Source organism: Enterobacter sp. BNK-14, assembly GCF_047456095.1.
Classification (GTDB): Bacteria; Pseudomonadota; Gammaproteobacteria; order Enterobacterales; family Enterobacteriaceae; genus Enterobacter; species Enterobacter kobei.
Map to the genome: position 1 here is coordinate 2,631,207 of NZ_CP179897.1, position 13,303 is coordinate 2,644,509.

At 57.0% G+C, this 13,303-nt stretch carries 12 protein-coding genes; 3 read left to right on the forward strand and 9 right to left on the reverse strand.

Annotated elements, in window-relative coordinates:
- Nucleotides 1-3: 3 nt before the first annotated feature.
- The gene (gene gppA, locus ACMGGM_RS12595) at nucleotides 4-1,488 is read left to right on the forward strand and encodes a guanosine-5'-triphosphate,3'-diphosphate diphosphatase (RefSeq protein WP_045135413.1); all 1,485 of its coding nucleotides are present in this window, start codon (nucleotides 4-6) and stop codon (nucleotides 1,486-1,488) included.
- Nucleotides 1,489-1,544: 56 nt separating this feature from the next.
- Here the strand turns inward: gppA and rep are convergent, their stop codons facing one another.
- The gene (gene rep, locus ACMGGM_RS12600) at nucleotides 1,545-3,569 is read right to left on the reverse strand and encodes a DNA helicase Rep (protein WP_008501569.1); all 2,025 of its coding nucleotides are present in this window, start codon (nucleotides 3,567-3,569) and stop codon (nucleotides 1,545-1,547) included.
- Nucleotides 3,570-3,654: 85 nt separating this feature from the next.
- On the opposite strand from rep, the gene ppiC reads away from it, so the two are divergent.
- Nucleotides 3,655-3,936, forward strand: coding sequence for a peptidylprolyl isomerase PpiC (gene ppiC / locus ACMGGM_RS12605; RefSeq protein ID WP_008501570.1), 282 nt, complete (start codon nucleotides 3,655-3,657; stop codon nucleotides 3,934-3,936).
- 85 nt (nucleotides 3,937-4,021) lie between these two features.
- Here ppiC and ilvC read toward each other — a convergent pair whose 3' ends face one another.
- A complete protein-coding gene (gene ilvC, locus ACMGGM_RS12610) occupies nucleotides 4,022-5,497 on the reverse strand; it encodes a ketol-acid reductoisomerase (RefSeq protein ID WP_045135412.1) in 1,476 nt (491 codons plus the stop codon).
- Nucleotides 5,498-5,649: 152 nt separating this feature from the next.
- Here ilvC and ilvY point away from each other — a divergent pair, with 152 nt between their 5' ends.
- Entirely contained in the window at nucleotides 5,650-6,540 is an 891-nt protein-coding gene (gene ilvY / locus ACMGGM_RS12615) for an HTH-type transcriptional activator IlvY (RefSeq protein ID WP_014885674.1), read from the forward strand.
- Between the two features lie 18 nt (nucleotides 6,541-6,558).
- Here ilvY and ilvA read toward each other — a convergent pair whose 3' ends face one another.
- From ilvA to ilvL, 7 genes are all read right to left on the reverse strand, one after another.
- On the reverse strand, nucleotides 6,559-8,103 hold the full coding sequence (gene ilvA, locus ACMGGM_RS12620; protein WP_014885675.1) for a threonine ammonia-lyase, biosynthetic: 1,545 nt from the start codon (nucleotides 8,101-8,103) through the stop codon (nucleotides 6,559-6,561).
- A 2-nt stretch (nucleotides 8,104-8,105) separates the two neighbouring features.
- Nucleotides 8,106-9,956 (reverse strand): dihydroxy-acid dehydratase, encoded by a 1,851-nt coding sequence (gene ilvD / locus ACMGGM_RS12625; protein WP_014885676.1) that lies wholly within the window; start codon nucleotides 9,954-9,956, stop codon nucleotides 8,106-8,108.
- Between the two features lie 60 nt (nucleotides 9,957-10,016).
- Entirely contained in the window at nucleotides 10,017-10,946 is a 930-nt protein-coding gene (gene ilvE / locus ACMGGM_RS12630) for a branched-chain-amino-acid transaminase (RefSeq protein ID WP_014885677.1), read from the reverse strand.
- An 18-nt stretch (nucleotides 10,947-10,964) separates the two neighbouring features.
- Nucleotides 10,965-11,228 carry an acetolactate synthase 2 small subunit gene (gene ilvM, locus ACMGGM_RS12635; protein WP_003860184.1) on the reverse strand — a complete coding sequence of 88 codons (264 nt, stop codon included), beginning with the start codon at nucleotides 11,226-11,228 and terminating at the stop codon, nucleotides 10,965-10,967.
- Complete coding sequence (gene ilvG, locus ACMGGM_RS12640) at nucleotides 11,225-12,871, reverse strand: acetolactate synthase 2 catalytic subunit (RefSeq protein WP_045135411.1); 1,647 nt, start codon at nucleotides 12,869-12,871, stop codon at nucleotides 11,225-11,227. Before ilvG ends, ilvM begins: the two co-directional genes overlap by 4 nt.
- Before the next feature lie 2 nt (nucleotides 12,872-12,873).
- Nucleotides 12,874-12,924, reverse strand: coding sequence for a peptide IlvX (gene ilvX, locus ACMGGM_RS12645; RefSeq protein ID WP_201405605.1), 51 nt, complete (start codon nucleotides 12,922-12,924; stop codon nucleotides 12,874-12,876).
- Between the two features lie 86 nt (nucleotides 12,925-13,010).
- Entirely contained in the window at nucleotides 13,011-13,109 is a 99-nt protein-coding gene (gene ilvL / locus ACMGGM_RS12650) for an ilv operon leader peptide (protein WP_001311244.1), read from the reverse strand.
- Nucleotides 13,110-13,303 lie beyond the last annotated feature (194 nt).

A 13,303-nucleotide genomic window follows, 5' to 3' on the forward strand; every position in this document is an offset into this window, starting at 1 on the left:
AATATGCTCAGCTCCACCTCGCTTTATGCAGCAATCGATCTCGGTTCGAATAGTTTTCATATGCTGGTTGTGCGCGAGGTGGCAGGGAGCATACAAACGCTGACGCGCATTAAGCGCAAGGTCCGCCTCGCGGCGGGCCTGAGCAGCGATAATGTTCTCTCTCCCGAAGCCATGGAACGTGGCTGGCAGTGTCTGCGGCTCTTTGCAGAGCGTCTGCAGGATATCCCGCATGCCCAAATCACCGTGGTCGCCACCGCGACGCTCCGCCTGGCGGTTAACGCCGTGGATTTTATTGCCAAAGCGCAGGAAATCCTGGGGTGCCCGGTTCAGGTAATCAGCGGCGAAGAAGAAGCTCGCCTGATCTATCAGGGAGTTGCGCATACGACAGGCGGGGACGATCGCCGTCTGGTGGTGGATATCGGCGGTGCCAGTACCGAGCTTGTGACCGGTACCGGCGCGCAGGCGACCTCGCTGTTCAGCCTGTCGATGGGCTGCGTAACCTGGCTTGAGCGTTACTTCGCTGACCGCAATCTGGGTAAAGAGAATTTCGACGAGGCAGAAAATGCCGCGCGCGAAGTGTTACGTCCGGTGATGGACGAACTGCGCTACCACGGCTGGAAAGTGTGTGTCGGTGCGTCAGGTACCGTTCAGGCCCTGCAGGAAATCATGATGGCGCAGGGAATGGACGAGCGCATTACGCTTGCCAAGCTTCAGCAGCTTAAACAGCGCGCTATTCAGTGCGGACGCCTGGAAGAGCTGGAAATTGAAGGCCTGACGCTGGAACGTGCCCTGGTCTTCCCGAGCGGGCTCGCCATTCTGATCGCCATTTTCACCGAGCTGAACATCCAGTGTATGACCCTTGCCGGCGGCGCGCTGCGCGAAGGTCTGGTCTACGGGATGCTGCATCTTTCAGTGGATCAGGACATCCGCAACCGTACTTTGCGCAACGTGCAGCGTCGTTTTCTGGTTGATATCGATCAGGCTGGCCGCGTATCGCAGCTGGCCTCTCGCTTTGCCGATCAGGTCGCTAACGTCTGGGATCTTGACCCTCTGAGCCGCGATTTATTGCTGAGCGCTTGTGCTCTGCATGAAGTGGGGCTGAGTATCGACTTTAAGCAGGCCCCGGCTCATGCAGCCTACCTTGTGCGTAACCTTGACTTACCGGGCTACACGCCCGCACAGAAAAAGCTGCTGGCAACGCTGCTGCTGAACCAGACCAACGCCGTTGATCTCTCCTCTCTTCATCAGCAAAACGCCGTACCGCCGCGCGTGGCCGAGCATCTGTGCCGCCTGCTGCGTCTGGCGATTCTGTTTGCCAGCCGTCGTCGTGATGATTTGCTGTCTGCGATTAATCTGGTGGCCGATGATGAGAAGCTGACGCTGACGCTGCCGGAAAACTGGATTGATCATCACCCGCTCGGCGCAGAGATGATCGAGCAGGAGTACCAGTGGCAAAGCTATGTGCACTGGGCACTGGAAGTAAAATAAGAGAGTAAAATATGCCGGGCGGCGCTGCGCTTACCCGGCCTACAAACCCTTCAAACTCATCCCTTTTCTTTGGCTTTTGCCAGCATGGCGCGAATGTTTGCCACGTTCGCCTGGCCTTTGTGCATCCGCTCTTCAGCGGTAATCACCTTGCGCTCTTGTTCCCAAATCAGGTCGTCCTGCGGCAGTTCCAGCAGAAAACGGCTTGGCTCCGGGCGGACAAGCTCACCATACTGGCGGCGCTCTTTACACAGCGTGAACGTCAGCTCTTTCTGCGCACGGGTGATCCCCACATAGGCCAGACGCCGCTCCTCGTCGACGTTGTCTTCATCAATACTGCTCTGATGGGGCAGCAACCCCTCTTCCATACCGACCAGATACACATACGGAAATTCCAGCCCTTTTGACGCATGCAGCGTCATCAGCTGAACCTGATCGGCCTCTTCTTCGCTCTCGCCGCGCTCCATCATGTCGCGCAGGGTAAAGCGAGTGACCACCTGGGTCAGGGTCATCGGCTCATCGATTTCCGAGCCTTCCAGCATTTCGGTCATCCAGCTGAACAGCTGGTTAACGTTTTTCATGCGCATCTCAGCCGCTTTCGGGCTGGCGGAGGTTTCGTACAGCCAGGATTCGTAATCAATACCGTGAATCAGATCGCGCACCGCCGCCACCGGCTCGCGCTCTGCAAGACGCTGCACTTCGCCAAGCCAGTGGGTGAATCGCGTTAACGAGTCGTAACCGCGCCCGGTCAGCGTCTGGCTTAGTCCCATATCGAAGCTGGCCGTAAACAGGCTTTTATTGCGGGTCATCGCCCATTCACCCAGCTTTTGCAGCGTCGCCGGACCGATTTCGCGCTTCGGCGTATTCACGATGCGCAGAAACGCGCTGTCGTCATCCGGGTTAGTGAGCACACGCAGATAGGCCAGCAGATCTTTAATTTCAGGCCGTGAGAAGAACGAGGTGCCGCCCGAGATTTTGTACGGTATGCGGTTCTGCATCAGCATCTTTTCAAAGACGCGCGACTGGTGATTACCGCGATAAAGGATCGCGTAATCTTTATATTCGGTTTTGTTGACGAAGTGGTGGGCAATCAGTTCGCCCGTCACGCGCTCCGCTTCATGTTCTTCATTGTTGGCGCTGAGCACTTTCAGCTCCGTGCCGTAGCCCAGCTCGGAGAACAGGCGCTTCTCAAATACGTGCGGGTTATTGGCAATCAGGATGTTTGCCGCCTTCAGGATCCGCCCGGAGGAGCGGTAGTTTTGCTCCAGCTTAATCACCTGCAGCGCGGGGAAGTCTTTACTCAGCAGCACCAGGTTTTGCGGACGCGCGCCGCGCCAGGAGTAGATCGACTGGTCGTCGTCGCCTACCACGGTGAAACGGGCACGCTGGCCCACCAGCAGCTTTACCAGCTCGTACTGGCTGGTGTTGGTGTCCTGATATTCATCCACCAGCAGGTAGCGGATTTTATTCTGCCAGCGCTCGCGCACCTCTTCATTTCGCTGTAAAAGCAGCGTCGGCAGCAGGATCAGGTCGTCGAAGTCCAGCACATTACACGCTTTCATGTGCGCATCGTACAGACCATAACAGTGGGCGAAGATCCGATCCCGTTCCCCTTTGGCGATCGCCGCAGCCTGGGCCGGGGTCATTAGATCGTTTTTCCAGTTAGAGATCGTCGAGATCAGCTGCTGCAACAGCACCTTGTCATCTTCTATCAGCCCTTCAGTGAGCTCTTTGAGTAATGCCACCTGGTCGGTGTCATCGAAAAGCGAAAAGTTGGATTTCATCCCCAGCGCGGCATACTCACGTTTGATGATATCCAGCCCCAGCGTGTGGAACGTGGAGATCATCAGCCCGCGCGCCTCTTTGCGCCCCAGCGTCTGGCCGACACGTTCTTTCATTTCGCGTGCCGCTTTGTTGGTAAAGGTGACCGCCGCAATGTGACGGGCCTGATAACCACAGCCACGGATCAGGTGCGCAATCTTATTGGTGATGACGCGCGTTTTACCGGATCCTGCTCCCGCCAGCACCAGACAGGGTCCGGTGACAAATTCGACGGCTTGTTGTTGTCCGGGGTTTAGACGCATAAATGATCACTCAATGAAAGTCAGGAGGGGAGAATAACAGCGTGGTAGTATAGCGAGCCTAATCCATACCACTCAAGGCACGATCATGGCAAAAACAGCAGCAGCACTGCATATTCTTGTTAAAGAAGAGAAACTGGCTCTGGATCTTCTGGAGCAGATCAAAAACGGCGCCGACTTCGGCAAGCTGGCTAAGAAGCACTCAATTTGTCCGTCAGGCAAACGTGGCGGCGATTTAGGTGAATTCCGTCAGGGTCAGATGGTGCCGGCGTTCGATAAAGTGGTCTTCTCCTGCCCGGTGCTGGAGCCGACGGGTCCGCTGCACACGCAGTTTGGCTACCACGTCATTAAAGTGTTATATCGCAAATAAAAAGCCGGGTGGCGGCTGCGCCTTACCCGGCCTACATTTTACGTGTTTGTAGGTCGGGTAAGCGAAGCGCCACCCGACAAGGTTGTTAACCCGCTACCGCGATACGCTTCATATCAGTCATGTAGCCACGCAGTTTGTGACCCACTTTCTCGATCTGGTGGCTGCGAATCGCTTCATTCACATCGCGCAGCTGCGCGTTGTCTACCGCACCTTCCGCAATCGCTTTGCCCAGATCGCCCGGTTGCAGGGTGGTCATGAACTCTTTCAGCAGCGGTACGCAGGCGTAAGAGAACAGGTAGTTACCGTATTCAGCGGTATCTGAGATAACCACGTTCATTTCGTACAGACGCTTACGGGCGATGGTGTTCGCGATCAGCGGCAGTTCGTGCAGAGATTCGTAGTAGGCAGACTCTTCGATGATGCCTGAATCCACCATGGTTTCGAACGCCAGCTCAACACCCGCCTTCACCATGGCGATCATCAGTACGCCTTTATCGAAGTACTCCTGCTCGCCAATTTTGCCTTCAAACTGTGGTGCCGTTTCGAACGCGGTTTTGCCGGTCTCTTCACGCCAGGTCAGCAGTTTCTTATCGTCGTTCGCCCAGTCCGCCATCATGCCGGAAGAGAATTCGCCGGAGATGATGTCGTCCATATGTTTCTGGAACAGCGGTGCCATGATGGTTTTCAGCTGTTCAGACAGAGCGTAAGCACGCAGTTTTGCCGGGTTGGACAGACGGTCCATCATCAGCGTAATACCGCCCTGCTTCAGCGCTTCGGTGATGGTTTCCCAGCCGAACTGGATCAGTTTTTCCGCGTAGGCCGGGTCGGTGCCTTCTTCCACCAGCTTGTCGAAGCACAGCAGAGAACCGGCCTGCAGCATACCGCACAGAATGGTCTGCTCGCCCATCAGGTCAGATTTCACTTCGGCAACGAAGGACGATTCCAGCACACCCGCACGGTGGCCGCCGGTCGCCGCTGCCCATGCTTTGGCAATCGCCATGCCTTCGCCTTTCGGATCGTTTTCCGGGTGAACCGCGATCAGGGTCGGTACGCCGAAGCCACGTTTGTACTCTTCGCGTACTTCCGTACCCGGGCACTTCGGTGCCACCATCACTACGGTGATGTCTTTGCGGATCTGCTCGCCCACTTCAACGATGTTGAAGCCGTGGGAGTAACCCAGCGCAGCGCCGTCTTTCATCAGCGGCTGTACGGAACGCACCACGTCAGAGTGCTGTTTGTCCGGGGTCAGGTTAACCACCAGATCCGCCTGCGGGATCAGCTCTTCGTAGGTGCCCACTTTGAAGCCGTTTTCGGTCGCTTTACGCCAGGAAGCACGCTTTTCAGCAATCGCTTCTTTACGCAGGGCATAAGAGATATCCAGACCGGAGTCACGCATGTTCAGGCCCTGGTTCAGACCCTGTGCGCCACAGCCGACGATGACCACTTTTTTACCCTGAAGGTAGCTCGCGCCATCGGCAAATTCATCGCGCGCCATGAAGCGGCATTTGCCCAGCTGCGCCAGCTGCTGGCGCAAGTTCAGTGTATTAAAGTAGTTAGCCATGGGTGATACCTCGTGATGTTGTGTGTCTTATTGTTCGGTTCGCGTTTCAGCGAGAATAGAACCACATTACAACAGGAAATTTATTGCGGAAATTGATATATTCACAACGTCATATTGCAATTTTTGCAATATAAAAAGAGGGAGTGGAATCGGTGGATTTACGCGATCTGAAAATGTTTCTGCATCTGGCGGAAAGCCGTCACTTTGGCCGCAGCGCACGGGCGATGCACGTCAGCCCCTCCACGCTCTCGCGCCAGATACAGCGCCTTGAGGAAGACCTCGGCCAGCCGCTGTTTGTGCGCGATAACCGCACCGTCACGCTCACGGAAGCGGGTGAAGAACTGCGCCTTTTTGCCCAGCAGACGTTGCTGCAGTATCAGCAGCTACGGCACGCCATTGACCAGCAGGGGCCGTCGCTGTCCGGCGAGCTGCATATTTTCTGCTCCGTCACTGCCGCCTACAGCCATCTGCCGCCCATTCTTGATCGCTTCCGCGCGGCACATCCATCGGTTGAAATTAAGCTGACCACGGGCGACGCCGCCGACGCGATGGAAAAAGTGGTGACGGGCGAAGCAGATCTCGCCATTGCAGGGAAACCCGAAACGCTCCCGGGTGCGGTAGCGTTTTCAATGCTCGAAAATCTGGCGGTGGTACTGATTGCCCCGGCGCTGCCCTGCCCGGTGCGAAACCAGGTATCGGTAGAAAAACCGGACTGGTCCACGGTGCCGTTTATCATGGCCGACCAGGGGCCAGTGCGCCGTCGCATTGAGCTGTGGTTCCGCCGACAAAAAATCAGTAACCCGTTGATTTACGCCACGGTCAGCGGTCATGAGGCGATGGTGTCGATGGTGGCGCTCGGCTGCGGCGTGGCGCTATTGCCGGAAGTGGTGCTGGAAAATAGCCCGGAACCGGTGCGCAATCGCGTGATGATTCTGGATCGCAGCGATGAGAAAACGCCGTTTGAGCTTGGCGTGTGCGCACAAAAAAAGCGGCTGCATGAGCCGCTTATTGATGCGTTCTGGAAGATATTGCCCAACCATTGAAGTCGGGTTGCGCTCCGCTTATCCTGCCAGGAAGAAACGGAAGGCGGGGTTGTGGGTTTCGTCGTGACACTCATAGCCCAGTTCGTTCAGCCGTGTTTCAAAATCCGGCTCGTGCTCACCCAGTTCAAACGCCGCCAGCACGCGGCCGTAGTCGGTGCCGTGGCTGCGGTAATGGAACAGGGAGATGTTCCAGTGCGTGCCCAGCGTGTGCAGGAATTTGAGCAACGCGCCCGGTGATTCCGGGAATTCGAAGCTGAACAGGCGTTCCCTGAGCGGCTTCGAGGGACGCCCGCCGACCATATAGCGCACGTGCAGCTTCGCCATTTCGTCGTCTGAAAGGTCCACCACGCTGTAACCACCGTCATGCAGGAGGTTAAGGATCTCTTTACGCTCCTCGACGCCACGGCTCAGACGCACGCCGACGAAAATGCAGGCATCTTTGGCATCGGCGAAACGGTAGTTGAACTCCGTCACCGAACGACCGCCCAGCAGCTGGCAGAACTTCAGGAAGCTCCCCTTCTCTTCCGGAATAGTCACCGCCAGCAATGCTTCACGCTGTTCACCCAGCTCGCAGCGCTCGGACACGTAGCGCAGGCCGTGGAAGTTCACGTTGGCGCCGGAAAGCACATGCGCCAGGCGCTCGCCGCGGATGTTGTGCTGCGCGATGTATTTTTTCATCCCCGCCAGGGCCAGCGCGCCGGACGGCTCCGCGACCGCACGCACATCCTCAAACAGATCTTTCATTGCCGCGCAGATAGCATCGCTATCAACCGTGACGATATCGTCGAGGTATTCCTGGCAGAGACGGAAGGTTTCATCGCCAATGCGTTTTACCGCCACGCCCTCGGCAAACAGACCAACGCGCGGCAGATCCACCGGATGCCCGGCATCCAGCGCCGCTTTCAGGCAGGCAGAGTCCTCCGCTTCAACAGCGATGACTTTGATCTGCGGCATCAGCTGTTTGATCAGCACGGCCACACCCGCCGCTAACCCGCCGCCGCCCACCGGAACGAAGACGCGATCGAGATGGGCATCCTGCTGCAGCAGTTCAAGCGCCAGCGTGCCTTGTCCGGCAATGACCATCGGGTGATCGAACGGCGGCACCCAGGTGAAGCCCTGCTGCTGCGCCAGCTCAATGGCTTTGGCTTTAGCTTCGTCAAAATTGGCGCCGTGGAGCAGCACTTCCCCGCCGAAACCGCGTACCGCGTCGACTTTGATGTCAGCGGTAGCAACCGGCATCACGATTAGCGCTTTCAACCCCAGACGAGCAGACGAGAACGCCACGCCCTGCGCATGGTTGCCCGCCGAGGCGGTAATGACGCCGCGCGCTTTTTGCTCGTCGGTCAGTCCGGCCATCATCGCGTAGGCGCCACGCAGCTTGAAGCTGTGCACCGGCTGGCGGTCTTCGCGCTTCACCAGGATCACGTTATCGAGGCGCGAAGAGAGTTTTTCCATTTTCTGAAGCGGCGTGACCTGCACGGCTTCATAGACCGGTGCGCGTAGCACCGCTCTCAGATATTCCGCCCCCTCGGGGGCGGCGGATAAGGGTTGTGACTCGGCCATCATTAGCCCCCAAGTTTCGATTTATCGCGCACCGCGCCTTTATCTGCACTGGTGGCAAGGCTCGCGTAGGCGCGCAGGGCGAAGGAGACTTCACGCTGACGATCTTTCGGCGTCCAGGCTTTATCGCCGCGCGCTTCTTGTGCCTCACGACGGGCCGCAATTTCCTGGTCGCTCAGCTTCAGTTGAATGCCGCGATTCGGGATATCGATTTCGATCAGGTCACCGTCTTCAATGATGGCGATGTTGCCGCCGCTTGCCGCTTCCGGTGAAACGTGGCCGATGGAGAGCCCGGACGTACCGCCGGAGAAACGGCCGTCGGTGATCAGCGCACAGGCTTTGCCGAGACCCATGGATTTCAGGAAGGTGGTTGGGTAGAGCATTTCCTGCATGCCCGGCCCGCCTTTCGGCCCTTCATAGCGAATAACAACCACGTCGCCTTCTACCACTTTGCCACCGAGGATGGCGTCCACCGCTTCATCCTGGCTTTCGTACACTTTCGCCGGGCCGGTGAATTTAAGGATGCTGTCGTCCACGCCTGCCGTTTTCACGATGCAGCCGTTTTCCGCGAAGTTACCGTACAGCACGGCAAGACCGCCGTCCTTGCTGTAGGCGTGCTCCAGCGAACGGATGCAGCCTTCGGCGCGATCGTCATCCAGGGAATCCCAGCGGCAATCCTGCGAGAACGCCTGCGTGGTACGGATCCCGGCGGGACCGGCGCGGAACATCGTTTTCACCGCGTCGTCTTTGGTCAGCATCACGTCGTATTGGTCCAGCGACTCCGGCAGCGTCAGGCCGAGCACGTTTTTCACGTCGCGATTCAGCAGCCCGGCGCGATCCAGCTCGCCCAGGATACCGATTACGCCACCGGCACGGTGAACATCTTCCATATGGTATTTCTGGGTGCTTGGCGCAACTTTACACAGCTGCGGCACTTTACGGGACAGCTTGTCGATATCACTCATGGTGAAGTCGATTTCGGCTTCCTGCGCGGCGGCCAGCAGGTGCAGAACGGTATTGGTGGAACCGCCCATGGCGATATCCAGCGTCATCGCATTTTCAAACGCCGCTTTGCTGGCGATGTTACGCGGCAGTGCACTGGCATCATCCTGTTCGTAGTAGCGTTTGGTGAGCTCAACGATGCGTTTACCGGCGTTGAGGAACAGCTGTTTACGATCGGCGTGTGTCGCCAGCAGCGAGCCGTTACCCGGCTGCGACAGGCCCAGCGCTTCGGTCAGACAGTTCATGGAGTTGGCGGTGAACATCCCGGAACAGGAGCCGCAGGTCGGACACGCGGAGCGTTCAACCTGGTCGCTCTGCTCGTCAGACACTTTCGGATCCGCGCCCTGGATCATCGCATCGACCAGGTCGAGCTTGATGATTTTGTCGGACAGCTTGGTTTTACCGGCTTCCATTGGGCCGCCGGAGACGAAGATCACCGGAATGTTCAGGCGCAGGGAGGCCATCAGCATCCCCGGGGTGATTTTATCGCAGTTGGAGATACAGACCATTGCATCGGCGCAGTGGGCGTTGACCATGTACTCAACCGAGTCGGCGATCAGCTCACGCGACGGCAGTGAATAGAGCATGCCCCCGTGACCCATTGCGATACCGTCATCCACCGCGATGGTGTTGAACTCTTTCGCCACACCGCCGGAAGCTTCGATTTGCTCGGCAACCAGTTTACCGAGGTCGCGCAGATGCACATGGCCTGGCACAAACTGGGTGAAGGAGTTCACCACGGCGATAATTGGCTTGCCGAAATCGGCGTCGGTCATCCCGGTGGCGCGCCACAGTGCGCGGGCACCCGCCATGTTACGGCCGTGGGTGGTGGTGGCTGAACGATACTTAGGCATGCTTTATTTACTCCCGTCTGACTATTCAATGGGACGGTGCGTGCCGTCCCAAATTTATATTTAGTGATTAACCTGATCCAACCAGCCGTATTTATCTTCTGTTTCGCCAGTAAAGAGGCCAAAGAAGGCTTGCTGGATGCGTTTGGTGACCGGGCCACAGCGGCCTTCGCCGACCTGAATACCGTCTACGCTACGAACCGGCGTGATTTCAGCCGCCGTACCGGACATGAACACTTCATCCGCCAGATACAGGGATTCGCGGGACAGCACCTGCTCGCGCACTTCGATACCCAGGTCTTTCGCCAGCTTGATGATGGCGTCACGGGTAATACCCGGCAGCGCGGAAGATGTGAATGGCGGCGTGAACAGGATGCCATCTTTCACTTCAAACAGGTTTTCACCTGCGCCTTCCGAGATGTAGCCATTCACGTCCAGCGCGATACCTTCCTGATAGCCGTGACGGCGCGCTTCGCTACCGACCAGCAGAGAGGAAAGGTAGTTACCGCCCGCTTTAGCAGCGGTCGGGATGGTGTTTGGCGCCACGCGGTTCCAGGAAGAAACCATTGCGTCGATCCCCTGCTCCAGGGCTTCTGCTCCGAGGTAAGCCCCCCACGGGAACGCGGCAATGATCACATCGGTGTTGTAACCGGCTGGCGGGTTCACGCCCATACCGACATCACCCACGAAAACCAGTGGACGAATGTAGGCGCTGGTCAGGTTATTCTTGCGAATGACTTCGCGGCAGGCTTCCATCAGCTCATCAACGCTCTGTGAAACCGGGAAACGATAAATTTTGGCTGAATCATGCAGACGCTGCATGTGTTCGCGATGGCGGAACACCACTGGCCCTTTGTGAGAATCGTAGCAACGGATACCTTCAAAGACGGAGGTGCCGTAGTGCAGCGCGTGGGACATGACGTGGACCTTCGCGTCCTCCCAGCGAACCATCTCACCATTGAACCAAATGTAATCAGCTTTTTTTGTCGTCATTTTTTCGTCCTGTCACGCTTAAGCGCGGATTTGTTGTGATGTGGTTGTGCTCTGGCAGATGGCAACATGGGCAACGTCTACCAGTTTTGATAACTGACTAAACAGTAAGTCGACCGGCCGCGGGCTGGCAACGGTTAATTCGATACTGATGTTCTGCGCGTCGGTGGCCGTCTCCATATTCATAGAGCAAATCTGAAAACCACGATGACGGACCACACGCAAAACGCGTTCTAAGGTTTCCGGGTTGAAGCGAGCCTGCACGGCGACCTGATGTTGCATCATGATAATTTCTCCAGCATTTGTGAGTTACTGGCACCGGGCGGTACCAACGGCCAGACGTTCTCAAGCTCGTCGATTGAGACATGAAGCAGGTACGGCCCTTCGCTTGACAGCATGGTGTCGAGTGCCGCTTCAACCTGGTCTTTACGGGTGATGTGCTGGCCAGGAATGCCGAAGGCGCTGGCCAGGGTGAGGAAATCGGGGTTATCGGTCAGGGTGGTTTCGCTGTAACGCTCCTGGAAGAACAGCTGTTGCCACTGGCGAACCATCCCTAAACGCTGATTATCCAGCAACACGATTTTCAGCGGCAACTGCTTGCGCTTAACGGTGCCCAGCTCCTGAACGTTCATCATGAAGGAGCCGTCACCGGAGATACAGATAACCGTATCGTTCGGGCGAGCCACCTGCGCACCCACGGCGGCAGGCAGGCCAAAGCCCATGGTGCCTAAGCCGCTGGAGGTGATGAAGTTTTCCGGACGGGTGTAGGTCATGTGCTGGGCTGACCACATCTGGTGCTGGCCTACGTCGGTGGTGACGACGCTATCAGCCGGTTTACGGTCAGACAACTGTTTCAGCAGCAGCGGCGCGTAGATGGCATCGCCAGGATGGTCGTAACGCCAGGCGTGTTCGGCGCGCATCTCTGCGGCGTGCTGGCGCCACGCGCTGATATCCAGTGGCTGCGCCAGTGCAGGTAACAGCGTATTGAGATCGCCCTGCAGCGCGACGTGCGCCTGACGCAGTTTGTTCATCTCCGCCGGGTCGATATCCATATGGATAACTTTGGCATTTGGCGCGAAGGTATTCAGTTTGCCGGTAACGCGGTCGTCAAAACGCGCACCCACGGCGATGAGCAGATCGCACTCTTGCACCGCCAGGTTTGCGGCTTTAGTGCCGTGCATCCCCAGCATGCCGAGATAGTATGGGTCGTCTGCATCAACCGCACCAAGACCTTTCAACGTGCAGGTGGCAGGCATTTGCGTTACCGCGATAAATTCACGCAGGGCAGGCACGGCCTGCGCCATGCCGACACCCCCGCCGACGTACAGCATCGGCTGTTTCGCCTGCGCCAACATCTGGCGCGCCTCTTCAACCTCTGCATGCGGGAACGCATCGTCGCTTTCCACGGTGGAGAAGTGCGGTTCCAGTTCGCCGAGTGCAACCTGGATATCTTTCGGGATATCCACCAGAACGGGGCCAGGGCGGCCCGAGCTCGCTACTTCGAACGCTTCGGCCATTACGCGCGGCAGCTCATCCAGAGACTGGACAAGGAAGCTGTGCTTGGTGCAGGCCAGCGATAAACCAAGTACGTCCACTTCCTGGAAAGCATCGGTACCGATAAACGGGGAAGCCACCTGACCGGTGATCGCCACGACGGGCACGGAATCGAGCAGTGCATCAGCCAGGCCGGTAATCAGGTTCGTTGCGCCCGGACCTGACGTTGCCATGCACACGCCAGTTTTACCCGTCGCGCGGGCATAGCCGATAGCGGCCATTGCTGCCCCCTGCTCGTGTCGGCACAAGAGATGTTCCACGCCGCCGTCATACAGTGCATCGTAAATCGGCATGATCGCGCCACCCGGATAACCGAATACGGTCTCGACTCCCTGCGCGCGCAACGCATGTACAACCCATTGTGCCCCATTCATAGTTAGTTCCCCGTCATAAATCTGGAGAAACAGAATTTTATGCTAGTCGTCATGTCCTGCTCCTCGTTTACGTTTTTTAGTCATAAAAAAACCCCCGGACCTTTCGGTGCGGGGGTCTTAGTTCGTTAAGGCTTGATTTCTAAGCCTTTCCTCGTCCAAGTGCAGCCCCGCACGGTGGGATAATAATCACCACCACGCTAATCACGACCAGGCTAATCACTCGTAGAAGGGCTGTCATTTTCAGTTCTTTTTGCATCTTGTTCGAAGGAATACCTAAAGAGGTATCACAGTTTTTAAATCAAACACAAGATTTATTTATGACGCATTTGGTTAGGCCGCGAATCATATTTCTTAAAATCGTTGTTTTATATGGGGAAATTGAAGAATGAATATTTTTCATATTTTTACGACGGCGCTAACCATCAAAACGGC

Coding starts and splice junctions, on each gene's coding strand:
- gppA (WP_045135413.1), top strand. CDS start 4: ATGCTCAGCTCCACCTCGCTTTATGCAGCAATCGATCTCGGTTCGAAT.
- rep (WP_008501569.1), bottom strand. CDS start 3,569: ATGCGTCTAAACCCCGGACAACAACAAGCCGTCGAATTTGTCACCGGA.
- ppiC (WP_008501570.1), top strand. CDS start 3,655: ATGGCAAAAACAGCAGCAGCACTGCATATTCTTGTTAAAGAAGAGAAA.
- ilvC (WP_045135412.1), bottom strand. CDS start 5,497: ATGGCTAACTACTTTAATACACTGAACTTGCGCCAGCAGCTGGCGCAG.
- ilvA (WP_014885675.1), bottom strand. CDS start 8,103: ATGGCCGAGTCACAACCCTTATCCGCCGCCCCCGAGGGGGCGGAATAT.
- ilvD (WP_014885676.1), bottom strand. CDS start 9,956: ATGCCTAAGTATCGTTCAGCCACCACCACCCACGGCCGTAACATGGCG.
- ilvE (WP_014885677.1), bottom strand. CDS start 10,946: ATGACGACAAAAAAAGCTGATTACATTTGGTTCAATGGTGAGATGGTT.
- ilvM (WP_003860184.1), bottom strand. CDS start 11,228: ATGATGCAACATCAGGTCGCCGTGCAGGCTCGCTTCAACCCGGAAACC.
- ilvG (WP_045135411.1), bottom strand. CDS start 12,871: ATGAATGGGGCACAATGGGTTGTACATGCGTTGCGCGCGCAGGGAGTC.
- ilvL (WP_001311244.1), bottom strand. CDS start 13,109: ATGACAGCCCTTCTACGAGTGATTAGCCTGGTCGTGATTAGCGTGGTG.